Below are 24135 nucleotides of genomic sequence, written 5' to 3' on the forward strand. Positions count from 1 at the left end.
TTCTCTTTTAACGTGCCCTGGATAATTCACGCTACCGACAGCATGCCTGCAGCGGAAAAATGACAGGTTTACTTGTTAGGGGGATGTAACCGGTCTGCCCTGATGATAACACGACGGAGGGGTAGCGCAACCGCAGACAGTGCGCTTAGGCAGAGTATGGTAAACTCGGAAGATTAACAGGCTGCTAAGCAACAGCATGCCCAATCAGTGGTAGCGCTTACATATTCACATTGGCATCAACAAGAGGGACGTTAATGCCTGATTTCTTTTTCTTTATTAACGAAGTCCTCTGGGGTTCGATAATGATTTACCTGCTTCTGGGAGCAGGTATTTGGTTTACGCTACGCAGTGGGTTTATCCAGTTTCGCTATATTCGCAAGTTTGGCAGAAGTCTGAAAAACAGCGTTACGCCCCAGCCGGGTGGATTAACGTCGTTCCAGGCGCTCTGTACCAGCCTGGCGGCGCGTCTCGGCAGCGGCAATCTGGCGGGCGTTGCGCTGGCCATCAGCGCCGGTGGGCCAGGCGCGGTCTTCTGGATGTGGGTGACGGCGCTACTCGGAATGGCCACCTCCTTTGCCGAAAGTTCGCTTGCACAACTCTACAAAGAGAAAGATAAGCACGGCCAGTTTCGCGGTGGTCCTGCCTGGTACATGGCGCGTGGCCTGGGGATGCGCTGGATGGGCGTCCTGTTCTCGGTTTTTTTACTGCTCGCGTACGGCCTCATTTTTAATACCGTCCAGGCAAATTCTGTCGCCAATGCCCTGAGCTACGCCTTCTCCTGCCCGGAGTGGGTCGCCGGTATTGCTTTAGCCCTCGTCGTTCTGCTCACCATTTCTGCCGGTCTTAAGGGCATTGCTCGCCTGATGCAGTGGCTGGTGCCCATTATGGCGTTGCTCTGGGTTGCCGCGAGCCTGTTCGTTGCCGCACTGCATCTCGACCAGGTGCCGGGCGTGATTGCCACCATCGTCAAAAGCGCCTTTGGCTGGCGCGAGGTGGCCTCCGGGGCGCTGGGCTACACCTTCAGCCAGGCGCTGATGGCGGGCTTTCAGCGGGGAATGTTCTCCAATGAAGCCGGTATGGGGTCAACCCCCAACGCGGCCGCCGCCGCCTCTTCCTGGCCGCCGCACCCGGCCGCACAAGGCATTGTGCAGATGATTGGCGTCTTTACCGATACCATTATCATCTGTTCCGCCAGCGCCATGATTTTGCTGCTGGCAGGCCCCGTCCCACATTCCTCAGGAACCGCCGGGATACAGCTTCTCCAGCAGGCGCTGGTGAACCTGACCGGCGGCTGGGGTGCAGGGTTTGTCTCGCTCATCCTGATCTTGTTTGCCTTCAGCTCAATAGTGGCGAATTACCTCTACGCCGAAAATAACCTTATTTTCCTGAAGCTCGACTCCCGCGCTGCAATCGGAACCCTGCGTCTCGGAGTCGTCCTGATGGTGATAGCAGGCTCCCTGCTCAGTATGCCGCTGGTCTGGCAGCTGGCCGATATCATTATGGCGCTGATGGCGATCACTAACCTCACGGCAATCCTGCTGCTCTCGCCCGTGGTGACCCTGATTGCCAGAGACTATCTTCGTCAGCGCAAACTGGGTGTTCCGCCGGTATTTGATCCCGCCCGCTATCCCGATATTAAGGCGCAGCTTGCCCCCGGCACGTGGGATGATTTGCCGCGGCAATAACAGCTATCGATCAATTCGGGGCGATTTTTTGCTAAAGTCGCTCTAAATTTCCTGCAAGGACTGGATATGCTGATTCTGATTTCACCTGCAAAAACGCTCGACTACCAGAGCCCACTCGCCACCGAGCGCTATACTCAGCCTGAACTGCTGGACTACTCGCAACAGCTGATCCGCGAAGCGCGCAAGCTCTCTGCACCGCAAATCGCCTCGCTGATGAGCATCAGCGACAAGCTGGCCGATCTGAACGCGACCCGCTTTCACGAGTGGCACCCGGATTTCACCCCCTCTAACGCTCGCCAGGCGATTCTGGCGTTTAAAGGCGATGTCTATACCGGCCTGCAGGCGGAAGATTTTAGCGAAGCCGATTTCGATTTTGCCCAGCAGCATCTGCGCATGCTGTCGGGTCTGTACGGCGTACTGCGCCCGCTGGATCTGATGCAGCCCTATCGTCTGGAGATGGGGATTCGTCTGGAGAATGCCAAAGGCAAAGATCTGTACCATTTCTGGGGCGATATCATCACCGATAAGCTGAACGCGGCACTGCGCGCTCAGGGCGATAACGTGGTGATTAACCTGGCATCCGATGAATACTACAAGTCGGTGAAGCCGAAAAAGCTGGACGCGGAGATTATCAAACCGGTGTTCCTCGACGAGAAGAACGGTAAGTTCAAGGTGATCAGCTTCTACGCCAAGAAAGCGCGTGGCCTGATGAGCCGCTACATCATCCAGAACCGTCTGACGAAGCCGGAGCAGCTGACCGCCTTCAACAGCGAAGGCTATTTCTTTGACGAGGCGTCGTCAGGGAAAGGCGAGCTGGTGTTTAAGCGCCACGAGCAGTAAAAACAAACCCCGCCAGCTGGCGGGGTTTTGCATTAATGGTGTTTCCAGTCAGGGCCGCGATCGTCGCGGTGGTCATCGTGGTGATGGTCGTCATGGCGATCGTCATGTTTACGATGCTCATCATGCGGACGCCAGTGGTTATCACGCCAGTCATAATGCGCCTTCCACCAGTCGTGGTCGCGCCAGCGGCCGCCGTCCCAGTAGTGCCCGTTATTATCCTGGTCGCCAATCTGCAGTTTGACCGCAGGCACAAGGGTGATTTCGGATGCCTGTACCGCCATGGGAGCGACCAGCATCAGTGAAAGCGCAATCAGCACAGGTTTCAGTGTAGACATCGGTGACTCCTTATTATCTTTGCCCAACGTGGGCCGATGTAAGGAGAGTACGCGAGGGGAACGGGGGATGTTATTCTCTGCAATCCTAAACGCTAAGTGACCGCATTTATTGGGAATTTCTGCTTTTTCCCTGCTATTTTTCTCCTTAATTTCTTCACAAAAAAGCCGGGTGGCGGCTTCGCCTTACCCGGCCTACTTTCTGAGCCGTTGTAGGTCGGGTAAGGCGTAGCCGCACCCGACAAAAATTATGCTCGGGTCATCATCAGCTTACGCAGCGCGGCAAAGTCTGCCGGCAGCTCATGTGACAGCAGCGGCAGGTCGGCACGCTCGGCCAGCTCTTTCGGCAGCGGCAGCGTTTCGCCCAGGATCGCTTCCACGCTCTCTTTAAACTTCGCCGGATGCGCGGTGCCCAGGAACAGGCCATATTCACCCGGGTTAAGCTGGTCGCGCAGCGCGCGGTAAGCAATCGCCGCATGCGGTTCAGAGGTATACCCCACCGCCTTCAGCTCGCGCATGGTCGCTTTGGTGGTTTCATCCGTCACCGCGGCGTAGCCCAGATCGCCCAGACGCCAGATCTTACGGCGGAACAGCTCTTCCACTCGCGGCCAGTTGTTTGGCTGTGATACATCCATTGCGTTAGAGAGCGTCGCCTGCGTGGCGTTCGGCGCCCACTTCCCGTCTTTCAGGAAGCGCGGCACGGTGTCGTTAGCGTTGGTGGCGGCGATAAAGCGTTTCACCGGCAGACCCAGGGATTTCGCCAGCAGGCCAGCCGTCAGGTCACCAAAGTTACCGCTCGGCACGGAGATCACCAGCTGGTTACGCGCTTCCTGCGGCAGCTGCGCCACCGCTTCGAAGTAGTAGCAGATCTGCGCCAGCAGACGGCTGATGTTGATAGAGTTGGCAGAGTTCAGACCCAGGGCCACCTTCAGCTCTTCGTCGTCGAAGGCCTGCTTGACCAGCGCCTGGCAGGCATCGAAATCACCGTCAATTGCCACGGTTTCAATGTTGCCGCCGAGCGTACAGAACAGTTTTTCCTGCAGCGGGCTGATTTTGCCTTTCGGATAGAGGATCACCACGCGGACGTTTTTCAGGCCGTAGAACGCGTGCGCCACCGCCGCACCGGTATCCCCGGAGGTCGCGGTCAGGATGGTCACCGGCTTGTCGCCGCTGATGTGGGTCAGCATTTGCGCCATAAAGCGGCCGCCGAAGTCTTTGAACGCCAGGGTCGGGCCGTGGAACAGCTCCAGGCAGCCAACGTCAGGCTCCACCTGCTTCACCGGTGCCGGGAAAGCGAACGCCGCACGCACGCGCTCTTCCAGCAGCTCCTGCGGGATTTCGTCGCCGATAAACGCCGAAAGAATTTTAGTGCTGCGGGTGACAAAGTCCTGCTTCAGCAGTTCGTCGATGTCGGTCAGGTGGAATTCCGGCAGGTCATGCGGGAAGAACAGCCCCTGATTTTTGCCCAGCCCCTGAGTGACCGCCTGCGCGAAGCTGACCTGCTCGTTATGATCTTTAAGGTTATAGAGTTTCATTGATTATCCCAATACTCGTGCGCCAGCCGTGTCCAGACGGCAAATATGAACAAAGCCTTCCTGATTTTGCAGGTAGTGTTTAGAGAGCCACTCCGCCACGCGCTGCGCGGTATCAGGCTTGTCGCACAGGGCGAACAGCGTCGGCCCGGAGCCGGAGATGCCGCACGCCTGCGCGCCGATATCCATCGATGCCTGTCGCGCCTCGTTAAAGCCGGGCAGCAGCTTCGTGCGGTACGGCTCGGCAATGACGTCCTTCATCAGTTTGGCCGCCAGCTGCGGCTGACGGGTGTAGCAGGCGTGGATAAAGCCCGCCAGATGACGCCCGTGGGCAATACAGTCCTGACGACGATACTGCGCGGGCAGGATCGCACGCGCTTCCGCGGTTGAAACCTTGATACCCGGATAGGCCAGCACCCACAGCCACTCATCAAACCCTGGCACCTGCTGGCTGATGATGCCATTTTCTTCGATCATCAGCTGCATGCCGCCGAGGAAGCACGGCGCCACGTTGTCATAGTGAATGCTGCCGGAGATGCGCCCTTCCAGCTCGCCCATTAAGCCCAGCAGGCGGTTGTTGTTCAGCGGCTTGCCGCAGTGCTCGTTCATTGCTACCAGCGCGGCGACCACCGAGCAGGCGCTGGACCCCAGGCCCGAGCCGATCGGCATACTTTTTTCCAGCGTCATGGCGACCGGCACGTTTTTGCCGATCTCCTGACAGAAGCGTTCCCAGCACTGATAGACGATATTTTCGCGCGGCTCAGACGGCAGTTTGCTGGCGAAGCGGCCCACGTTGTTCAGGCTGAAGCTGTCTGCCGCTTCCACCGTAACCGTATCGCCCAGCAGCGAACCATCCACCGGCGTCACCGCCGCACCCAGCACGTCAAATCCGACGCTCATATTCGCGCTGGAAGCCGGGGCATAAACTTTGACCATGTTAAACTCCTAACTTCCATGACAGGGTACGCAGCAGATCGGCAAACACACCCGCCGCCGTAACATCGTTCCCTGCGCCATAGCCGCGAAGCACCAGCGGCAGTGGCTGATAATAGTGGCTGTAAAACGCGAGGGCGTTTTCGCCGTTTTTGACTTTGTACAGCGGGTCGTTGCCATCCACTTCGGCAATCTTCACCCGGCACACGCCATCTTCTTCAATGTTGCCAACATAGCGCAATACCTTACCTTCATCACGGGCTTTTGCAACGCGCGCGGCAAACGCGTCGTCAAGCTGCGGCAAACTGGCCATAAAGGCAGCGACATCACCGCTGCTGTCAAATTCTGCCGGCAGGACAGGCTCAATCACGATATCCGAAAGCTCAAGCTCGCGGCCCGTTTCGCGCGCGAGGATCAGCAGCTTGCGCGCCACGTCCATACCGGAAAGGTCGTCACGCGGATCCGGCTCGGTATAGCCCAGCTCGCGCGCGGCGCGGGTGGCTTCCGAGAGGCTCATCCCCTCATCCAGCTTGCCGAAGATAAACGACAGCGAGCCGGAGAGAATACCGGAGAAACGCTGCAGTTCGTCGCCCGCGTTAAGCAGGTTCTGCAGGTTCTCGATAACCGGCAGCCCCGCGCCCACGTTGGTGTCGTACAGGAACTTGCGGCGCGACTTGCTCGCCGCCAGACGCAGCTGGTGATAGTAATCCATCGACGAGGTGTTGGCCTTTTTGTTCGGCGTCACCACGTGGAAACCTTCGCGCAGGAAGTCCGCGTACTGATCGGCTACCGCCTGGTTCGAGGTGCAGTCGACGATGACCGGGTTAAGCAGGTGATACTCTTTTACCAGACGGATCAGGCGGCCCAGGTTGAACGGCTCTTTCGCCTCCTTCATCTCGGCCTGCCAGTTTTCCAGGTTCAGGCCGTGGACGTTGGTCAGCAGCGCTTTGGAATTCGCGATCCCGCAGACGCGCAGGTCGATGTGTTTCTTCTTCAGCCATTCCTGCTGACGCTTAACCTGCTCCAGCAGCGCGCCGCCGACGCCGCCCACGCCAATCAGGAACAGCTCGATAACCTGATCGGTATTGAACAGCATCTGGTGAACCACGCGTACGCCGGTGGTCGCGTCATCGTTGTCCACGACAACAGAAATTGAACGCTCAGACGAGCCCTGGGCAATCGCCACGATATTGATATTGGCGCGCGCCAGTGCGGCAAAGAACTTGGCGGAGATACCGCGCAGGGTACGCATACCGTCGCCCACCACGGAGATGATCGCCAGACGCTCCTGAATCGCGAGCGGCTCCAGCAGCTCTTCTTTCAGCTCCAGGTAGAACTCTTCCTCCAGCGCGCGACGGGCGCGCAGGCAGTCGGCCTGCGGCACGCAGAAGCTGATGCTGTATTCGGAAGAGGACTGGGTGATCAGCACAACAGAGATACCGTTGCGGGACATGGCCGCAAACACGCGCGCCGCCATGCCGACCATCCCCTTCATCCCCGGACCGGAGACGCTGAACATCGCCATGTTGTTGAGGTTGGAGATGCCTTTCACCGGCAGACCGTCCTCATTGGTGCTCGCGCCAATCAGCGTACCCGGCGCCTGCGGGTTACCGGTATTTTTAATCAGGCAAGGGATCTGGAACTGGGCAATTGGGGAGATGGTACGCGGGTGAAGCACTTTGGCGCCGAAGTAGGAAAGCTCCATTGCTTCCTGGTACGACATCGACTTCAGCAGCCTGGCGTCCGGTACCTGGCGCGGGTCGCAGGTATAGACGCCGTCGACGTCAGTCCAGATCTCACAACAGTCTGCGCGTAAACAGGCGGCCAGCACGGCGGCGGAATAGTCGGAGCCGTTACGGCCCAGCACCACCAGCTCGCCCTTCTCGTTACCGGCGGTGAAGCCAGCCATCAGGATCATATGGTCAGACGGAATTTTGCTGGCGGCGATACGGCGGGTTGATTCGGCAATATCAACGGTGGATTCGAGGTAGTGGCCCACCGCCAGCAGTTTTTCAACGGGATCGATCACGGTCACGCTATGGCCGCGCGCTTCCAGCACGCCGGCCATGATGGCGATAGAAAGTTTTTCACCGCGACAAATCAGCGCCGCGTTGATGCTGTCCGGACACTGGCCGAGAAGGCTGATGCCGTGCAGGACGTGTTTGATTTGCGCGAATTCCTGCTCAACGAAAGACTTCAGCTGAGCGTGCGGGAAGCCAGGCAGCGCCTCTGCCAGCCCTTGCAGCAGGTCAGCGAAGATACGCTCTGCGTCGCTGATGTTCGGGAGTGCATCCTGGCCACCGATGGTTTTTTCAATCATCGCCACCAGATGGTTCGTGATTTTTGCCGGGGCAGAGAGCACGGTCGCAACCTGCCCCTGCCTGGCGTTGCTTTCCAGGATATCGGCAACACGCAGAAAACGTTCTGCATTTGCCACTGATGTACCGCCGAACTTCAACACTCGCATGGTTCTACCTCGTTTCCTTTAGCCGAAAAAAAAGCCCGCACTGTCTAGGTGCGGGCTTCTTTTTGTTTTTCCTGTACGCGTCAGCCCGCATCGTTACCTGTGGTAATGATGATGGTTGTGGTAATGGTGGTGATGCTGATGCGTTTCATGGATGTTGTGTACTCTGTCATTATTATCTGTCTGTGCTGTATTCTTTTAGGGTTAAAGGATCGGGCACCTTAAGTCAACGAATTTTTAATTTGATCACAATTCGGGAGACTCTCACGTCCCGCTGCCGTCGGATTTATTTTCATCCGAATACCCCAAAAGCAACCCTTAGCATCAGATGATTACACCATAATAAAAATTTATGACAGCACTTTACTCGGCCAATTTTTTTTCAATATCGTGCAGCAAACGGTGCAGCATTGCCGTGTCGCGTTGCTCAAGACGGCCCAAGCGCTGCTGTAACCAGTCGACCATTTTTTGATCGTCAGCCACACCCAGCTGCATGAGCAGGTTTTCCACGCGCGCGCGAAGTGCAGCCAGCTGGTTTTCATCGGTACCTGTAACAGGCGACTGCGGAATTTGTATTAAGGATGCTAATTGATAGCAATAGACCATCACCGCCTGGCCTAAATTGAGAGAAGGGTAATCTGCAACCATCGGCGCGCCTGTCAGCACATCCGCCAGTTCCAGCTCTTCATTGGTCAGCCCGGAATCTTCACGCCCAAACACCAGCGCCACTTTATCCAGCCACTGGCTTTTCTCGCTCAGCATCGGCACCAGTTCAGCAGGAGTGGCGTAGTAGTGGAACTTCGCCCGGCTGCGCGCCGTGGTTGCGACGGTAAACGAAATATCGTGCAGCGCATCGGCAAGCGTAGCGTAAGTGGTTATATTATCGAGAATATCTCCCGATCCGTGCGCCACCCAACGGGCGGCTGGCTCCAGGTGCGCCGTGCTGTCCACGATACGCAAATCGGTAAAACCCATGGTCTTCATAGCACGCGCCGCTGCGCCTATATTTTCTGCTCTGGCTGGGGCAACCAGTACAATCGACAGATGCATTTATGCTCTCTTTTTAATCAGTTAGCGGGTAAAAATGTGATGCGCTTCAACATATTACGCAGCGCGAATTTACAAAATTGCAACACAAATCACCGAAATAGCGTTTCATAACAAATTAAAAACGCTAAACTATTCTGTGTCTGAACAATCAGTTAGAATGTTAACAGAACACTATTATCCTTATGTTTTATAATGATAATAGCGGCATGAATACCCTATTCTGATTGGATTCGCTTCGTTTATAAATCAATGTCCGCAACTAGTTGGTTTATTGAAAAATTGTGACAAAGGCTAGCATTCGGCTACGATGATTTCATCAAACTGTTAACGTGCTACAATTGAACTTGATATATGTCAACGAAGCGTAGTTTTATTGGGTGTCTGGTGTCACTTAGCCTGTTATGTTGCTGTTAAAATGGTTAGGATGACAGCCGTTTTTGACACTGTCGGGTCCAAAGGGAAAGTACCCAAGACCAAGCTAATGATGTTGTTGACGTTGATGGAAAGTGCATCAAGAACGCAATTACGTACTTTAGTCACGTTAAGCCGATCATGTTAATTTGCGACATGCATCAGGCAGGTCAGGGACTTTTGTACTTCCTGTTTCGATTTAGTTGGCAATTTAGGTAGCAAACATGCAGACCCCGCACATTCTTATCGTTGAAGACGAGTTGGTAACACGCAACACGTTAAAGAGCATTTTCGAAGCAGAAGGCTACGATGTCTTTGAAGCGACCGATGGCGCAGAGATGCATCAGATCCTTTCTGAAAATGATATCAACCTGGTGATCATGGATATTAACCTGCCGGGCAAAAACGGTCTTCTACTGGCGCGCGAACTGCGCGAGCAGGCGAACGTCGCGTTAATGTTCCTGACGGGCCGTGATAACGAAGTTGATAAAATTCTTGGCCTGGAAATCGGTGCGGATGACTACATCACCAAGCCGTTCAATCCTCGCGAGTTAACCATTCGTGCACGCAACCTGCTATCCCGCACCATGAACCTGGGTACGGTCAGCGAAGAGCGTCGTAGCGTAGATAGCTACAAATTCAACGGCTGGGAACTTGATATCAATAGCCGTTCACTGATTAGCCCGAACGGTGAGCAGTATAAACTGCCGCGCAGTGAATTCCGCGCGATGCTGCACTTCTGCGAAAACCCGGGCAAAATTCAGTCCCGTGCAGAGCTGCTGAAGAAAATGACCGGCCGTGAGCTGAAACCGCACGACCGTACCGTAGACGTGACCATCCGTCGTATTCGTAAGCACTTCGAATCTACGCCAGATACGCCGGAAATCATCGCCACGATCCACGGCGAAGGGTACCGTTTCTGCGGCGATCTGCAGGAGTAATCCGCAGTTAACGCATTAAAAAACGGCGCATTTGCGCCGTTTTTTTTATTTCCAGATCCGCATCGTGTCGTTATCAGGCTCTGCGGGTGGCTCAGGTCGCTTCGGCTGAGAGAGCGAGTACCAGTCGAAATGCCGGGTCAGGTACATCACGGCGAACAGCGCCAGCGCGAGAACCGCTGACCCCAACAGCAGCGCGCTGTCCTCCGAGCGCAGCAGGAACCACATCACGACATCCAGCCCGAGCAGTGCCAGTACAAACAGCCCGCTGCGTTTCCAGCTTTTCAGCACGGCCTGCAGGTACATTCCGTTCATCGCTGCGCCAACCAGGCTTGCAACAACCCAGGCTGGCGTAAACCCGACGTGTTCAGACAGCGCCAGCAGCACCAGATAGAACAGGACCAGCGACAGCCCCACCAGCAGATACTGCATCGGGTGAAGGCGTAATCCGGTTAAGGTTTCGAAGACAAAGAAGGCCATAAACGTCAGCGCAATCAGCAAAATAGCGTACTTGATCGCACGGTCAGTCAGCTGATACTGATCGGCGGGCGTGGCTACCGTGACGCTAAAGGCCGGGAGCGCCTCCCACTCCGGCGACTCCTTGTCGTAGAACCAGCTCTCAAGGTTATTTGCAAACCAGCTGCTCTGCCAGTTCGCCTGGAAACCAGACTCGCCAATCTGATGCTTAACAGGGAGATAATCGCCCATAAAACCCGGATGCGGCCAGTTGCTGGTGAGCATCATTTCGCTATTACGCCCTACCGGTACCACCGCAAAACTGCCGGTTCCCGCCAGACTGAGGGACATCTCAAGCGTAAACGTTTTGGCTTCCAGCGCTTTGTCGGTCAGCGGGATGTGGATCCCCGCAAGCGCCCCGTAGACGCCTGAACCGGGTTCCACGCTTAGCGTCTCACCATTGATTTTAGAGATACTGACCGTGCCAATGCCCCGCGCGTCGCCAACGCCCGTCACGATAAACGGCTGCCCTGTCGCGATCGTTTCCCCTTTCAGCTGCTTCAGCTCGTCGGTATTAAACTGCGCTTTGATCTTCAGGTCAGTGTTCCAGATTTGCCCGTCATAGATGCCAATACTTCGGGACTCCACGCGCTGGTTACCTTCCACTACCAGAGATTCCGGCAGAATGAAGTGCATATAGCTTTTCTTGTACTCGACCTTCTTCTCGTCCTCTATCTTGTAAAAGATCTCCGTCATCGGAATCGCAATCATCGGACCGACCAGCTTTTGCGGTCCGCTGGTACTCTGGCGAAGCGTATTTTCGACATCGTTGCGGTAGCTCTCCCGCTCTGATATCAGGTTACTGACCATAAAAAGCGGGACTAACAGCAGCAGGATGCACCCCAGCAGGGTGCTGACTTTCCAGAACAGGGGGGATTTCATCATTACGTCTCCTTTGTGATGAGGAGAGCGTAACCAGGCTGTGTGGGGTCAGTTTGAAGTTATGTGAAGGGACGGTGAAGTGTCAGCGTGGCCATCACGCCGCCTTCATCACGATTACGCAATGTAATCTCTCCCTGATGCAGACGCGCCACCTCCTGAACAAACGCCAGACCGAGCCCGCTGCTCTTCAACCCGTTCTCGCGCGGCAGGGAATAAAAACGCTCAAAAATACGCTCCAGCGCGTAATCCGGGATCCCGCTTCCGCTGTCGGTGACGAAAAGCTGTATCTGCCCGTGCTCCTCCCGGGCCGCCAGTTCAATGGCACCGCCCTGCGGGGTAAAATCGATAGCGTTATCCAGCAAATTGCCGAGCGCCTGCTCGAGCAGGTCGGGATCGCCTTCAACATGAAGCGAAGCGGGCTGGAGGGTCAGCGTAATCTCTTTTGCCGCCAGCACCGCCGAGCGCGCATCGGCAAGCCGCGTAAACAGCAGATCGACGCGGACGGTCTGAGGCGTAATCTCGACCCGATTTTCAAGCCGCGCCTGAGTGAGCAGTTTTTCAACCAGCGACTGCATACGCGCGTTTTGCACCAGAATATTATCGATAAACCGCGCGGCCACCTGCGGCGGTGGCTGCTCGGAGAGAATTTCTGCCGCGCCGCGTATGGCGGCGATGGGGCTTTTCAGCTCGTGGGTCAGCGCATGGACATAGCGTTCAATGTAGTTTTTCCCTTCAAGGCGAATGCGCATATTCTCCAGCGCCTGGGCCAGCTTGTGCAGTTCGCTGCTGCCAGGATTAGGCAGCGGGAGAGGCGTATCCGTGGTCACCGAGTCGGCATAGCGCGATAACGTACCGATAGATCGATTGATCCACCATGCCACAACGAGGCCAATCAGCAGGGCAATGCCGAGCAGCGCCCCGCCAGCCCACAGGATCCTTCGCTCGCTGCGGTGAATCACCGGCGCCATCGCGCTGTTCGGTTTCCCCACCGACAGCACGCCGATAATCTTGTCCTGATCCACAACCGGCGCGGCAACATACATCACCGTGCTCTCCGGATCGTCGGGATGGCTCTGGGTACTGCGCGCGCCGTATTCGCCGCGAAGCGTCAGCCAGACATCGTTCCAGCGCGAGTAATCTTGCCCCACGGCCAGACCGGCGGAATCAAACACGACGCGGCCCTGCGCATCGGTCATGTAGACGTGATACTCGTTACGCACTTTATGGATCCCGCCGATATTGGCGCGGAAAGGGCGCTGATGAAGCTGGGAAAAGGCCTGTGCCAGCTTGCCCTGCTGCGCGTGACCCGAAAGCAAATCATCACGTCCGATTTCGGCCAACAGGGTCGCGGTATCGATTAGCGTGCCCTCGGTTGCCCTACGCACGCCGGGCTTTACTTCCTGAACAAAGATCGACAGCACAAACCACGCGGCGATGGCCACGATCAGGAAGTATCCCAGCAATAGCCGCATCCCAATGCGCATCAGTAAAGGCCCAGACTGTAGCCCATACCGCGATGGGTGCTGATGGGTGATAGTTCTTCGTTCACCGCCCGCAGCTTGGCGCGCAGGGTTTTGATGTGGGTGTCCACGGTACGATCGAAGCTGTCGCCGTCTTCACCCCATACCTTGTCCATGAGCTGCTGACGCGAAAAGACCCGCCCGGGCGCCTGCAACAAGGTTTTGAGCAGCAAGAATTCGTAGCGGGTCAGGGGCAGTGCTTCCCCGCACCAGCTGATTCGCGCGGCAGGTTCGTTCAGTTCAAACTGCCCGATACGTAACGTTTCTGACGGTGCGGCGGATTTTTGCATGCGCCGTAAAATCGTCCGCACCCGGGCGCAGACTTCACGAGGGGAGAAAGGTTTCGCAACGTAGTCATCAGCGCCCATTTCCAGGCCAAGCAGCTTGTCTACCTCATCACTGCGCGCCGTCAGAAACAGCACGGGCAGTGAGGGATGCTGCGCCAGTAGCTGGCGACAAAGCTCAAATCCACTGATGTCCGGTAGCCCGACATCCAGAATGGCAAGCGCCGGAACCTGCCGCCGCGCCTCCTCCAGCACGGGTAAACCACGTTCAAACGCCTTTACCGCGAATCCTTCCTGCTGAAGCATGTAGATCAGCGTATCGGCGATACTGGTTTCGTCTTCAACCAGCCAGACCACAGGTTGTTGCATGATTCATCCCTGAATTACTGCCAAGGCATAATTGGCACCGCGCTGATCGCGTTTTTCGGCGAGCCTTCCACCACTTTATCGGAATAGGCAAGGTAGGCCAGCGTGTTGCGTTTGGCATCATAAAAACGCACCACCTGCAGCTTTTTAAACACCAGCGAGGTCCGTTTCTGGAATACCACGTCGCCCTGCGCTTTGCCGTTTTTAATTTTATCACTTAGCTCAACCGGCCCCACCTGCTGACACGAAATCGCCGCATCGGAGGTGTCTTCCGCCAGTCCCAGCCCGCCTTTGATACCGCCCGTTTTCGCGCGGCTGACGTAGCAGGTGACGTTTTTCACGTCCGGATCGTCAAACGCCTCCACCACGATTTTGTGGTCCGGGCCAAACATTTTGAACACGGTATCGACGGAGCCAATCTGCTCAGCCTGCGCCGCGCGCCCGACCATCAGCATCAACGCGGTGAAGATCAAAGTCTTGTATTTCATATTGTTACCATTCTTTAAAATTACATTGAGCAATTATTCAACACTTTAGATAAAAATGTAGCAAGATCACAGGATTAGAATATATCTGCCTGTAATGTGCTCTAAAAAGCATGAATGCGCAAAAAAAACACTGAATGCTAAAACATCAAAAAATGCTATTATCCGCTAACCTGTTATCAGGCACCTGCTGTTTTAAGGATGAGGATAGTATATGGATCAGGCTGGAATTATTCGCGACCTGCTCACCTGGCTGGAAGGTCATCTCGACCAGCCTTTGTCACTGGATAATGTGGCGGCTAAAGCAGGCTATTCCAAGTGGCATCTGCAAAGGATGTTCAAGGATGTCACCGGTCATGCTATCGGGGCCTATATTCGCGCGCGTCGTTTATCAAAATCTGCTGTGGCACTGCGCCTGACGGCGCGGCCGATTCTGGATATTGCCCTGCAATATCGTTTCGATTCGCAGCAAACCTTCACCCGCGCCTTTAAAAAACAGTTCTCGTTGACGCCAGCGCTTTATCGTCGCTCGCCTGACTGGAGCTCGTTTGGCATGCGTCCGCCGCTGCGTCTGGGCGAATTCGCGATGCCGAAATATGAAATTATTACCCTGCCGGAAACCCATCTGATCGGCACAACGCAGAGCTACTCCTGTTCACTGGAGCAGATTTCCGAGTTCCGTCATCAGATGCGCGTCCAGTTCTGGCGCGACTTCCTGAGCCACGCGCCGGCGATCCCGCCGATTCTGTATGGTCTCAACGAAACGCACCCGAGCCAGGAAAAAGACGACGAGCAGGAGGTGTTCTACACCACCGCGCTGACGCCGGATATGGCCAATGGCTACATTCAGGGTTCGAAGCCTGTCGTGCTGGAAGGCGGCGAATACGTGATGTTCGCCTATGAAGGGCTGGGAACGGGAGTTCAGGAGTTCATCCTGACCGTTTACGGAACCTGCATGCCGATGCTGAATCTGAATCGCCGTAAAGGTCAGGACATTGAGCGCTACTACCCGGCGCAGGATGCCAAACCGGAAGAAGGCCCAATCAATCTGCGTATGGAATTCTTGATTCCGATACGCCGTTAACGCTGCAGTTCGTCAAGCGCAGGGGCATCAAGATGCGAAATGTCCCCTGCCATCTCCACTACCCAACCTGACGCCAGCCACGCGCTTTCCTGATAATCAATCCGGGAAATGGAGCAGTTGCGCAGACGCAAACGGCGCTCGGCGTAAGCCGGTAACCCCAGAATGGTGCTCACCAGGCAACCCAACGCAATCCCGTGACTCACCAGCAGCGGACGGCTTCCTGCCGGGAGCTTCAGGCATTCCGCCAGTGCGGCATGCATACGTACGCTGAGCTCCTGCATGGACTCGCCCTCAGGAATACGGCCATCTTCGGTACCGTTCACCAGCGTGCGGCGCCAGCCCTCTTCCGTTTCCGTCAGCGTATCGATATGGCGTTTTTCCAGCACGCCCATATCCAGCTCGCGCAGGCGCGGCTCAAGCATGACGTCACAGCCGCAGGCGTCCGCGATGATGCGCGCCGTCTGCTGTGTGCGACCTAAATCGCTGGTAATCACGTGGGTTATGCCCAGCGTTCTGGCGCGTTCCGCCACCTGCCACGCTTGCTGCACACCCTTCTCAGTGAGAGGACTGTCTGACTGGCCTTGAATACGTCGCTCGGCGTTCCACTGCGTTTCACCGTGGCGAACAAGGTATACCTGTAACATGCTTTTTTTCCGTTATACTGCGATGAGTTTTTTTTGAATCGAGCTTAATTATGCACCATGTTGTCTCTGCTACCACTAATCCTGCCAAAATTCAGGCAATTCTAAGGGCATTTGACGAGATCTTCGGCGCAGGATCCTGCCATATTGAGGCCATCGGCGTCGAGAGTGGCGTGCCTGAACAGCCGTTTGGCAGCGAGGAAACGCGCGCTGGCGCACGAAATCGCGTGGCAAACGCTAAGGCCGCGGCACCGAATGCAGACTTTTGGGTAGCGATTGAAGCCGGTATCGACGAAGGCGCAACTTTTAGCTGGGTGGTGATCGAAAGCCGTGAACAGCGCGGTGAAGCGCGTTCGGCCACCCTGCCGCTGCCGGAGATCATTCTGGAAAAAGTCCGTGCGGGTGAAGCGCTCGGGCCGGTAATGTCGCAGTACACCGGCATCGATGAGATTGGCCGTAAAGAAGGGGCGATTGGCGTCTTTACCGCAGGCGCGCTGACGCGTTCAGGCGTTTACCACCAGGCGGTGATTTTGGCGTTAAGCCCGTTCCATAACGCGATTTATCGCTGATCGCTTAATAAGACTGACTCGAGCCACTGGCGCAGCTCAACCGGCGCCGACTTCAGGCTGTTCGAGCCGCGGGTAATCGTTGCAATGCCCGCGCCGAGCTCATTCTTCAGCTCGCGCTGGCTCATCTCGCCGCGCAGCAGCTCTTCAATGATCCGCACGCGCGTGCCCAGCGCCTCGCGCTCGTCCGGCGTGAGCATCAGCTGCATCAGGGGTAAATGCAGATCCTGTTCGTAAGACTGGCGAAGCAGCTCCACAAAACGAAGCCACTCCTGATGACGTTGTTCGGCCATTGCCGAGGAATACGGGGAATGCTGGGTCATGTTATGCTGCCTCTTGTACTCATTAGCGAGTACAGCATAACACAACCCACGCCGATCAGTAACGTCTCTGCCACTCGGCATCGCTCATCAGGGTATCTTTCTGCCCCATGAAGTAGCGATAGTAGGCGTCATAGGCCAGCACGTTCTTCACGTAGCCGCGCGTTTCCGAGAACGGGATGCTCTCGACAAACGCCACGGCGTCGATGCGTCCGGCGCTGTTGCCGAGCCAGGTGCGCACGCGTCCAGGCCCCGCGTTATACGCCGCCGACGAGAAGATGCGGTTATTGCCGAACTGCTGGTACACATACTGCAGGTAGCTGGTACCGATGTTGATGTTGGTATCCGGATCGAGAAGCTGTGACGGGCTGCTGTACCCAGGGATATTAAACATCTTCACCGTGTGCGTCGCCGTGCCCGGCATAATCTGCATCAGGCCGCTGGCGCCCACCGGGGAACGGACTTTCGGGTTCCATGCGCTCTCCTGACGGGCAATCGCCATCGCGTAGCTTTGCGGGATATCTTTGCCGCTGGTATAGCGATCGAAGAGATCTTTGTACGCCAGCGGGAAACGCTCTTCCAGATGATCCCAGAGCTTGCCGGCGATCGTCGCCTGCACGCTGAGATCCCACCAGTGATTATCAAACGCATAGCGGGCAAGCTGGGCTTTTTCGTCGGTGGTGCGGCTGGTCACCAGATTCGCCCACTCGCTGCGCGCGGTGTTATCCATATTCCAGTACATCAGCTCGCGAACGCGCGCCATTTCTGGCCCCTGCGTCAGCGCCGGGTTCGCGTTAGCGGGCGCTTTATCAATGCGGAAGGTGTACTCCTCGCCCAGGCGCTGCGCGGCCGCCATCGGGTAGAACCCGCGCTGCTGCATCAGCGTATGGAGGATATCTTTAGCTTCATCATCACGACCGCGCTCCAACAGCAGATCGGCCTGCCAGTAGCGCCATTCGTCTTTCTCTTTAGCCTCCATTGGCAACCGCGCGAGCCAGGTATTCAGCCCACGGCGATCGCCCGTGCCCAGCGCCATCCGCACGCGGCGTTCCACCAGCGACGTGGAGTTCGAACGCATAATGGCATCGTCACGCCAGCGCGCCTGTTCATCGGTCACATCGGTGCCCATCAGTCGCCACGCCACGATGTCGCGCAGCTCCTGGGTTTGCTCCTCATTAAGCTGCTGCGCCTGCACCAGCTGCGGGATCATCAGCCGCGCGTTTTCCACGTCGTCACGCGCCACGCTGGCAAAGGCCACCGCTGCCATCTGGCGGGTAAAATCGGTCGCGCCCGTAGTGCGGGCAAAGGTCAGCACGCTGTTCGGATCGTTAGCCAGCGAGATAACCGCGGTGGAGATCGTCTGGTAATCGGACGGCATCTGCCCCGCCAGCGTGGTCACCAGACGCGTGTTACCGGCTTTCATCGCCAGACGGATGCGCTCAAGGTAGGACAGCGGATCCTGCTTGCCGGAAGCGCGCCATGCGCCAAACAGGGAATCACAGGCGTTCGGCTGGTTTTTCCCGGTCAGCCAGAGCTCTTTCGCCCCGGCCCAGGCCTCTTCCTGCTGGCCGGTCGCCCATTTCGCGTAGTAGTAGTTACACTGGGCTTCGGTGGCGTTCGGCTTTTCAGGACTAAACGCCAGCAGTCCACGCCAGTCTTCGCGACGCGCCAGCTCATTCACAAAACGAGACTGGAGATTTCGGGCTGGCGGCAGGGTCGGGTTCGCCTGAATGAAGTTATTCACGGTGACGGTAGGCTGGTTCATCAGATCGTCCGTGATCTGGCGATACTCCAGATACGGATACAGCGGATAATCCTTTAGCGTCGGCATCAGCGCCTGCACGGTATCCATCTGCTTGTTGTCCCACGCCTGTTTAATCTGGGCGTAGCGACTACGTTGTTCATCCAGTGAATCGGCATGCACCGCCTGGCTTACCGCCATTACGCATACGCTGGCAGCCAGCAGACGCCAGACCACCCGTTTGGCTTTTTCCACAAGCTCTTCCTCATTGTTTTTTCGTCAATTGCAGCGTCTTGCCACGTCAAAGTCTAATTAACTTATGCTAACCAGGCATCCTTCAACGCGCCACGTCATGGACACTTTTTTACCTTTCTTGCGCGTTTTAACACTCCCGACGTTCCTGGCTGGGATTAGGCCGTGAAAAAGGCTACACTTCGAGGCTGAAATTCCTTCTCATTACGATAAAAGAGGCGAAGTCCAACGTGGCTCAATTCGTTTATACCATGCATCGTGTCGGCAAAGTTGTCCCGCCGAAACGTCATATTCTTAAAAATATCTCGCTGAGCTTCTTCCCGGGCGCAAAAATCGGTGTTCTGGGTCTCAACGGTGCCGGTAAGTCCACCCTGCTGCGCATCATGGCCGGCATTGATACAGACATCGAAGGTGAAGCCCGTCCGCAGCCTGGCATCAAGATCGGCTACCTGCCGCAGGAACCTCAGCTGAATCCGGAACACACCGTGCGTGAGTCCGTTGAAGAAGCGGTTTCCGAAGTGGTTAACGCCCTGAAAGGTCTGGATGAAGTGTATGCCAAATACGCCGAACCGGATGCGGACTTCGACAAGCTGGCCGCGCAGCAGGGCAAGTATGAAGAGATTATCCAGGCGCACGACGGTCACAACCTGAACGTGCAGCTGGAGCGCGCGGCTGATGCCCTGCGTCTGCCGGACTGGGATGCGAAAATCGCGAACCTCTCCGGTGGTGAACGCCGCCGCGTGGCGCTGTGCCGCCTGCTGCTGGAAAAACCAGACATGCTGCTGCTCGACGAACCAACTAACCACCTGGATGCGGAATCCGTGGCGTGGCTGGAGCGCTTCCTGCACGACTTCGAAGGCACCGTTGTGGCGATTACCCACGACCGTTACTTCCTCGACAACGTCGCCGGCTGGATCCTGGAGCTGGACCGCGGTGAAGGTATTCCGTGGGAAGGCAACTACTCCTCCTGGCTGGAGCAGAAAGATCAGCGTCTGGCTCAGGAAGCGTCTCAGGAAGCGGCCCGTCGTAAGTCTATCGAGAAAGAGCTGGAGTGGGTGCGTCAGGGCGCGAAAGGCCGTCAGTCTAAGGGCAAAGCCCGTCTGGCGCGCTTCGAAGAGCTGAACAACACCGAATACCAGAAACGTAACGAAACCAACGAACTGTTTATTCCACCTGGAGCACGTCTGGGAGATAAAGTGGTTGAAGTGACCAACCTGCGTAAGTCTTACGGCGACCGTGTGCTGATCGACGACCTGACCTTCTCCGTTCCGAAAGGCGCTATCGTCGGCATCATCGGTCCGAACGGCGCGGGTAAATCAACCCTGTTCCGCATGATGTCCGGTCAGGAACAGCCTGATAGCGGCTCAATCACCCTGGGTGAAACCGTGAAGCTGGCCTCCGTTGACCAGTTCCGTGACGCGATGGATAACAGCAAAACCGTGTGGGAAGAAGTCTCCGGCGGTCTGGATATCATGCGTATCGGCAACACCGAGATGCCAAGCCGCGCCTACGTTGGTCGCTTTAACTTTAAAGGCACCGATCAGGGCAAACGCGTGGGCGAGCTGTCCGGCGGTGAGCGCGGTCGTCTGCACCTGGCGAAGCTGCTGCAGGTGGGCGGTAACGTTCTGCTGCTCGATGAACCAACCAACGACCTGGATATCGAAACCCTGCGCGCGCTGGAAAACGCCCTGCTGGAGTTCCCGGGCTGCGCGATGGTTATCTCGCACGACCGCTGGTTCCTGGACCGTATCGCGACCCACATCCTGGACTACCAGGACGAAGGTAAAGTGGAGTTCTTCGAAGGTAACTTCACCGAATACGAAGAGTACAAGAAACGCACGCTGGGCGCCGACGCGCTGGAGCCGAAGCGTATTAAGTACAAGCGTATTGCGAAATAAAAGCAAAACGGCAACTTCGGTTGCCGTTTTTTATGTTTGTACCCTCTCCCCGTGGGAGAGGGCCAGGGTGAGGGCATCAGGCCGCACAAAATCACCCACCCACGTAATACCGCTTCACCTCATCAAACTGCATTGCAAAGTCGATATAGCTCATCAGCGCGGGTGAGTTGAGCTTACGGCTCGGATAGGCCAGCCACAGGTCGTTTCCTTCAACGTTCCACTCCGGCAGTACCTGCACCAGCGCCCCTTTCTCGACCTTATCTTCCAGCAAAAAAGCCGGAAGGAGCGTAATCCCCGTACCGGCAATCGCACATTCGCGGGCGTATACCAGGTTATCGGTCATGTGCGCGTTATCCGGCAGGTAGCGGTAATCCTCGCTCTCGCTTCGCAGAAGCCACTCTGACCACGCCCGATGCGTAATGCTGCGGTGCTCCACAAGCTGACGGGGATGCGTCAGCGGCGCCCGGCGCGCCAGATAGTCCGGCGAAGCCAGCATGTAGCGCGGGCAGTGCCCGATCATGCGGCCAATCAGGGAGGAGTCCTGCGGCTTGCCGGTACGCAGCGCCACGTCAAACCCGGCCTCGACCAGGTCCACCACGTCATCAGAGATCGACACGTCCAGCGAAACCTCAGGATAGCGAAGCTGGAACTCGGCATTCATATGCGCCAGCAGCGTCGCCCCAATCCCAGCCGGACAGGTGATGCGCAGCCGCCCGCTCGGGTTTTCGCGCAGGCGCTGAATGGCGTACTCCGCCCGCTCGCTGGCCGCCAGCATTTCGCGGCAGTGCACCAGATAGTGCTCGCCCGCAAACGTGAGGCTGATCCTGCGCGTGGTGCGGTTGAGCAGGCGGATACCCACCTGCTGCTCCAGCTGGCTAATTCGCTGGCTGACGCTGGATTTCGGCAGTTCCGCCTTCTGCGCCGCCGCGGTAAAGCTGCCCATCTCCGCCACCAGCGCGAAAAGCGCCATATCCTGCAGCTGCTTAAACATGATTGTTCATCCTGTACGAACGCTGAGTTCTTGATTGTCCATCTTATCATGCAGCTGGCCACTTAATAGACTAGCCTCAACAAAACGCATGCCATTGAGGAGCACACCATGTCAGTGAAAGCCATTGCCGTTAACCCTGAAAATCCCTCTACCTTCATTGAAATCACCCCGCCGATGCCGCAGCCCGGCGAGCACGATCTGCTGGTGGAGGTGAAGGCCGTCTCCGTTAACCCGGTCGATACCAAAGTCCACGCGGGCATTGCCAGGAACGGGCTGAACGCGCCGCGCATTCTCGGGTGGGATGCCAGCGGGATCGTCAAAGCCGTTGGGACGGGCGTGACCGGATTCAAGCCGGGAGATGAAGTGTGGTACGCGGGCGACATCACCCGTCCGGGCAGCAACACCACACACCAGCTGATCGATGCGCGCATTGTCGGGCATAAACCGGCAAGCCTCGGCTGGGCGGCTGCCGCTGCGCTACCGTTGACCGCACTCACCGCGTGGGAAGGCCTGTTTGAACGGCTGAACACTCAGGATGCCGGTACGGACAAAACCCTGCTGATCATCGGCGGTGCGGGCGGGGTGGGATCGCTGGCGATCCCGTTCGCGAAGCACAACAGCAAGGTGAAAATCATCGCAACCGCGTCGCGCGAAGATTCAGCCCAGTGGTGCCGCGATCGCGGTGCAGATGTGGTGGTGAACTACCGCGATCTGAAAGGCGAACTGGCGAAACACGGGCTGACCTTTGTGGATTATATTTTCATCCTCAACGATACCGACGGGCACTGGGATGCGGTCAGCGACCTGATTGCGCCTCAGGGGCATATCTGTTCTATCGTCGAGAATGAACGTCCGCTGAACCAGGACAAGCTGAAGTCGAAATCCGCCGCGCTGCACTGGGAATTTATGTACACCCGCAGCATGTACCAGACCACTGATATGGCGCGTCAGGGTGAGATCCTCAATGAGGTGGCGAAGCTGGTGGATAACGGCGTGGTGGAAAGCTCGCTGAGTGAAACGCTGCACGGGCTGAGCGTGGAAAGCATTACCGAGGCGCACCGTAAGGTGCTGGACGGGCATATGCGCGGGAAAGTGGTGATTGAGTATTGAGTGGCCTGATGCCCTCACCCCGGCCCTCTCCCACAGGGAGAGGGAGGTTAACGCTTACCCCTGCTCTCCCATCATCTCCTTCACCAGCTCGACGCAGCGCAGGAAACGGGAGTCGTAGTCCGACTCTTCCACGTGCACAAACTCAACGTTGTTTTCGTTGAGCATCTCCACCAGCATGGACTGGAACTCCCGCCGGTCCACGGAGCTGCCGAGGCTGCGCATGCCGTCAGCGACCCACGGGGTGTTGTTCTCCAGCAGGATCACCAGGTCAAAGCGGTATTCGTCAATCAGCGCCTGCACGAACGGGTGCTCGCGCCCTTCGTATTTTTTACAGAACGCCTGCGTGGTGACGAAATCGGTATCGATAAACGCCACCTTGTTGGCGTATTTCACCGCGAAATCAATGTACTGAGCGTGACCGAGCGCGATTTTATCGTAGTCGGAATACTGCAGCGCCATCTCATCACCGCCCAGATGGGAGAAGACATAGTCGCGTCCGTACTCCCACGCGCTGGTGGTATTGAAGATGTTCGCCAGCTTGTTGACCAGCGTTGATTTCCCGCTCGACTCGCCGCCCAGGATCGCGACGGTGCGCACAAAGAACGGCTTCACCTCGGTCGGGATGTAATCCCAGTAGCGGAACGGGTTTTCGCGGATCTGCGCTCCGCTGATGTTCATGAAGGTGCGCTTCGGATCGATCAGCACCGTCTCGATGCCCAAATGCTCGCGGAACTGCGGCGCATCGGACTCTTCAGAGGTGTAGATCCAGTTCGGCGCAATGCCCTTCTCTTCCATAAACGCTTTGATGCCGTTGCTCCACACGTCCCAGCCGTGCGGGTACGGCTCCATACCCTCTTCGTTAAAAGCATGAATACGAATATTTTTCTGATACTTGAAGGTCTGAAGCAGCCAGCGCAGGCGGTCCGGCACGGTCGGCTGCTGCGACATGGCGCTCTCTTCAAACAGCTGACGGTCGCGGGTTTCGTCATAGCCCATGATGATGTGCAGCTCGTCCACCTGACTACAGGCGCGCTGGATCAGATAGATATGCCCGGTATGCAGCGGGTAAAATTTGCCGAACACCACGCCGATGTTCTTTTGCATACGCGGGAATTCCAGCCCCAGAAAGCGGTGTAGCGCTTCGAGCTTCTGCGCGCTGGGGCTTTTGATTTTGGCGTTCAGCAGTTGGCTCAGGTAGCCTTTGGTCATGCCGCTGGCGTCTGCCACCTGCTGCAGCGTGCAGCCCTTCTGGCGGATAGCGGTCTTGATGTAGTCAAATGATGACATAAATTAC

Annotated in this window: 23 protein-coding genes and 1 other annotated feature; of the genes, 7 read left to right on the forward strand and 16 right to left on the reverse strand. The window is 56.8% G+C overall.

Annotated features, from left to right (window positions below; all coding sequences use genetic code 11):
- Nucleotides 1-254: 254 nt before the first annotated feature.
- Nucleotides 255-1685: an alanine/glycine:cation symporter family protein gene (locus BM007_RS13035; RefSeq protein WP_090419115.1), complete on the forward strand. Its 1431-nt coding sequence runs from the start codon at nucleotides 255-257 to the stop codon at nucleotides 1683-1685.
- Nucleotides 1686-1751: 66 nt separating this feature from the next.
- Nucleotides 1752-2525 carry a peroxide stress protein YaaA gene (yaaA, locus tag BM007_RS13040; RefSeq protein ID WP_061715988.1) on the forward strand — a complete coding sequence of 258 codons (774 nt, stop codon included), beginning with the start codon at nucleotides 1752-1754 and terminating at the stop codon, nucleotides 2523-2525.
- A gap of 32 nt (nucleotides 2526-2557) precedes the next feature.
- Here the strand turns inward: yaaA and BM007_RS13045 are convergent, their stop codons facing one another.
- The 7 genes from BM007_RS13045 to yjjY form a co-directional block, all read right to left on the reverse strand.
- The gene (locus BM007_RS13045) at nucleotides 2558-2860 is read right to left on the reverse strand and encodes a DUF2502 domain-containing protein (RefSeq protein ID WP_045327616.1); all 303 of its coding nucleotides are present in this window, start codon (nucleotides 2858-2860) and stop codon (nucleotides 2558-2560) included.
- Between the two features lie 245 nt (nucleotides 2861-3105).
- The gene (gene thrC, locus BM007_RS13050; RefSeq protein ID WP_024907414.1) at nucleotides 3106-4392 is read right to left on the reverse strand and encodes a threonine synthase; all 1287 of its coding nucleotides are present in this window, start codon (nucleotides 4390-4392) and stop codon (nucleotides 3106-3108) included.
- A gap of 3 nt (nucleotides 4393-4395) precedes the next feature.
- Complete coding sequence (gene thrB / locus BM007_RS13055; protein ID WP_090419118.1) at nucleotides 4396-5325, reverse strand: homoserine kinase; 930 nt, start codon at nucleotides 5323-5325, stop codon at nucleotides 4396-4398.
- Between the two features lies 1 nt (nucleotide 5326).
- Entirely contained in the window at nucleotides 5327-7789 is a 2463-nt protein-coding gene (thrA, locus tag BM007_RS13060; protein WP_090419121.1) for a bifunctional aspartate kinase/homoserine dehydrogenase I, read from the reverse strand.
- A gap of 24 nt (nucleotides 7790-7813) precedes the next feature.
- Nucleotides 7814-7931: a sequence feature (Thr leader region), on the reverse strand.
- The gene (gene thrL / locus BM007_RS13065) at nucleotides 7870-7938 is read right to left on the reverse strand and encodes a thr operon leader peptide (protein ID WP_015572623.1); all 69 of its coding nucleotides are present in this window, start codon (nucleotides 7936-7938) and stop codon (nucleotides 7870-7872) included. Its footprint overlaps the feature before it by 62 nt.
- A 211-nt stretch (nucleotides 7939-8149) precedes the next feature.
- Nucleotides 8150-8836 carry a tRNA/rRNA methyltransferase gene (locus BM007_RS13070; RefSeq protein WP_090419124.1) on the reverse strand — a complete coding sequence of 229 codons (687 nt, stop codon included), beginning with the start codon at nucleotides 8834-8836 and terminating at the stop codon, nucleotides 8150-8152.
- 399 nt (nucleotides 8837-9235) lie between these two features.
- The gene (gene yjjY / locus BM007_RS13075; RefSeq protein ID WP_085928893.1) at nucleotides 9236-9376 is read right to left on the reverse strand and encodes a YjjY family protein; all 141 of its coding nucleotides are present in this window, start codon (nucleotides 9374-9376) and stop codon (nucleotides 9236-9238) included.
- A 95-nt stretch (nucleotides 9377-9471) separates the two neighbouring features.
- Here yjjY and arcA point away from each other — a divergent pair, with 95 nt between their 5' ends.
- Nucleotides 9472-10188, forward strand: coding sequence for a two-component system response regulator ArcA (gene arcA, locus BM007_RS13080; RefSeq protein ID WP_003856501.1), 717 nt, complete (start codon nucleotides 9472-9474; stop codon nucleotides 10186-10188).
- Nucleotides 10189-10233: 45 nt separating this feature from the next.
- Here arcA and creD read toward each other — a convergent pair whose 3' ends face one another.
- Genes creD through creA form a run of 4 tightly spaced genes read right to left on the reverse strand, consistent with a single transcriptional unit; the run spans nucleotide 10234 to nucleotide 14241 of the window.
- The gene (creD, locus tag BM007_RS13085; protein ID WP_090419127.1) at nucleotides 10234-11586 is read right to left on the reverse strand and encodes a cell envelope integrity protein CreD; all 1353 of its coding nucleotides are present in this window, start codon (nucleotides 11584-11586) and stop codon (nucleotides 10234-10236) included.
- A 56-nt stretch (nucleotides 11587-11642) separates the two neighbouring features.
- Nucleotides 11643-13067: a two-component system sensor histidine kinase CreC gene (gene creC / locus BM007_RS13090; RefSeq protein WP_090419130.1), complete on the reverse strand. Its 1425-nt coding sequence runs from the start codon at nucleotides 13065-13067 to the stop codon at nucleotides 11643-11645.
- Entirely contained in the window at nucleotides 13067-13756 is a 690-nt protein-coding gene (gene creB / locus BM007_RS13095; RefSeq protein ID WP_024907408.1) for a two-component system response regulator CreB, read from the reverse strand. Before creB ends, creC begins: the two co-directional genes overlap by 1 nt.
- A 14-nt stretch (nucleotides 13757-13770) precedes the next feature.
- The gene (creA, locus tag BM007_RS13100; RefSeq protein WP_024907407.1) at nucleotides 13771-14241 is read right to left on the reverse strand and encodes a protein CreA; all 471 of its coding nucleotides are present in this window, start codon (nucleotides 14239-14241) and stop codon (nucleotides 13771-13773) included.
- A 211-nt stretch (nucleotides 14242-14452) separates the two neighbouring features.
- Between creA and robA the strand changes: the two genes are divergently transcribed.
- A complete protein-coding gene (gene robA, locus BM007_RS13105) occupies nucleotides 14453-15322 on the forward strand; it encodes an MDR efflux pump AcrAB transcriptional activator RobA (RefSeq protein WP_024907406.1) in 870 nt (289 codons plus the stop codon).
- Here robA and gpmB read toward each other — a convergent pair.
- Nucleotides 15319-15966, reverse strand: a complete 648-nt coding sequence (gene gpmB, locus BM007_RS13110; RefSeq protein ID WP_008502057.1) for a 2,3-diphosphoglycerate-dependent phosphoglycerate mutase GpmB — start codon at nucleotides 15964-15966, stop codon at nucleotides 15319-15321. The genes robA and gpmB overlap by 4 nt on opposite strands.
- Nucleotides 15967-16016: 50 nt before the next feature.
- Between gpmB and yjjX the strand changes: the two genes are divergently transcribed.
- On the forward strand, nucleotides 16017-16532 hold the full coding sequence (gene yjjX / locus BM007_RS13115) for an inosine/xanthosine triphosphatase (protein WP_023334447.1): 516 nt from the start codon (nucleotides 16017-16019) through the stop codon (nucleotides 16530-16532).
- Here yjjX and trpR read toward each other — a convergent pair.
- Nucleotides 16523-16852 carry a trp operon repressor gene (trpR, locus tag BM007_RS13120; protein WP_024907404.1) on the reverse strand — a complete coding sequence of 110 codons (330 nt, stop codon included), beginning with the start codon at nucleotides 16850-16852 and terminating at the stop codon, nucleotides 16523-16525. The genes yjjX and trpR overlap by 10 nt on opposite strands.
- A gap of 55 nt (nucleotides 16853-16907) precedes the next feature.
- Nucleotides 16908-18845, reverse strand: coding sequence for a murein transglycosylase (sltY, locus tag BM007_RS13125; RefSeq protein WP_090419133.1), 1938 nt, complete (start codon nucleotides 18843-18845; stop codon nucleotides 16908-16910).
- 227 nt (nucleotides 18846-19072) lie between these two features.
- Here sltY and ettA point away from each other — a divergent pair, with 227 nt between their 5' ends.
- Nucleotides 19073-20740: an energy-dependent translational throttle protein EttA gene (ettA, locus tag BM007_RS13135; RefSeq protein ID WP_003856515.1), complete on the forward strand. Its 1668-nt coding sequence runs from the start codon at nucleotides 19073-19075 to the stop codon at nucleotides 20738-20740.
- A gap of 91 nt (nucleotides 20741-20831) precedes the next feature.
- Here ettA and BM007_RS13140 read toward each other — a convergent pair whose 3' ends face one another.
- On the reverse strand, nucleotides 20832-21731 hold the full coding sequence (locus tag BM007_RS13140) for a LysR family transcriptional regulator (protein WP_090419139.1): 900 nt from the start codon (nucleotides 21729-21731) through the stop codon (nucleotides 20832-20834).
- 108 nt (nucleotides 21732-21839) lie between these two features.
- Between BM007_RS13140 and BM007_RS13145 the strand changes: the two genes are divergently transcribed.
- Nucleotides 21840-22841: a zinc-binding alcohol dehydrogenase family protein gene (locus tag BM007_RS13145; RefSeq protein WP_090419142.1), complete on the forward strand. Its 1002-nt coding sequence runs from the start codon at nucleotides 21840-21842 to the stop codon at nucleotides 22839-22841.
- A gap of 54 nt (nucleotides 22842-22895) precedes the next feature.
- On the opposite strand, the gene nadR is transcribed toward BM007_RS13145, so the two are convergent.
- Complete coding sequence (gene nadR / locus BM007_RS13150; RefSeq protein WP_024907400.1) at nucleotides 22896-24128, reverse strand: multifunctional transcriptional regulator/nicotinamide-nucleotide adenylyltransferase/ribosylnicotinamide kinase NadR; 1233 nt, start codon at nucleotides 24126-24128, stop codon at nucleotides 22896-22898.
- Nucleotides 24129-24135: the final 7 nt, after the last annotated feature.

Origin of the sequence: Enterobacter sp. NFIX59, assembly GCF_900113755.1 — a bacterium.
Lineage (GTDB): Bacteria > Pseudomonadota > Gammaproteobacteria > Enterobacterales > Enterobacteriaceae > Enterobacter > Enterobacter pseudoroggenkampii.

Coding starts and splice junctions, on each gene's coding strand:
- BM007_RS13035 (WP_090419115.1), top strand. CDS start 255: ATGCCTGATTTCTTTTTCTTTATTAACGAAGTCCTCTGGGGTTCGATA.
- yaaA (WP_061715988.1), top strand. CDS start 1,752: ATGCTGATTCTGATTTCACCTGCAAAAACGCTCGACTACCAGAGCCCA.
- BM007_RS13045 (WP_045327616.1), bottom strand. CDS start 2,860: ATGTCTACACTGAAACCTGTGCTGATTGCGCTTTCACTGATGCTGGTC.
- thrC (WP_024907414.1), bottom strand. CDS start 4,392: ATGAAACTCTATAACCTTAAAGATCATAACGAGCAGGTCAGCTTCGCG.
- thrB (WP_090419118.1), bottom strand. CDS start 5,325: ATGGTCAAAGTTTATGCCCCGGCTTCCAGCGCGAATATGAGCGTCGGA.
- thrA (WP_090419121.1), bottom strand. CDS start 7,789: ATGCGAGTGTTGAAGTTCGGCGGTACATCAGTGGCAAATGCAGAACGT.
- BM007_RS13070 (WP_090419124.1), bottom strand. CDS start 8,836: ATGCATCTGTCGATTGTACTGGTTGCCCCAGCCAGAGCAGAAAATATA.
- arcA (WP_003856501.1), top strand. CDS start 9,472: ATGCAGACCCCGCACATTCTTATCGTTGAAGACGAGTTGGTAACACGC.
- creD (WP_090419127.1), bottom strand. CDS start 11,586: ATGATGAAATCCCCCCTGTTCTGGAAAGTCAGCACCCTGCTGGGGTGC.
- creC (WP_090419130.1), bottom strand. CDS start 13,067: ATGCGCATTGGGATGCGGCTATTGCTGGGATACTTCCTGATCGTGGCC.
- creB (WP_024907408.1), bottom strand. CDS start 13,756: ATGCAACAACCTGTGGTCTGGCTGGTTGAAGACGAAACCAGTATCGCC.
- creA (WP_024907407.1), bottom strand. CDS start 14,241: ATGAAATACAAGACTTTGATCTTCACCGCGTTGATGCTGATGGTCGGG.
- robA (WP_024907406.1), top strand. CDS start 14,453: ATGGATCAGGCTGGAATTATTCGCGACCTGCTCACCTGGCTGGAAGGT.
- gpmB (WP_008502057.1), bottom strand. CDS start 15,966: ATGTTACAGGTATACCTTGTTCGCCACGGTGAAACGCAGTGGAACGCC.
- yjjX (WP_023334447.1), top strand. CDS start 16,017: ATGCACCATGTTGTCTCTGCTACCACTAATCCTGCCAAAATTCAGGCA.
- trpR (WP_024907404.1), bottom strand. CDS start 16,852: ATGACCCAGCATTCCCCGTATTCCTCGGCAATGGCCGAACAACGTCAT.
- BM007_RS13140 (WP_090419139.1), bottom strand. CDS start 21,731: ATGTTTAAGCAGCTGCAGGATATGGCGCTTTTCGCGCTGGTGGCGGAG.
- BM007_RS13145 (WP_090419142.1), top strand. CDS start 21,840: ATGTCAGTGAAAGCCATTGCCGTTAACCCTGAAAATCCCTCTACCTTC.
- nadR (WP_024907400.1), bottom strand. CDS start 24,128: ATGTCATCATTTGACTACATCAAGACCGCTATCCGCCAGAAGGGCTGC.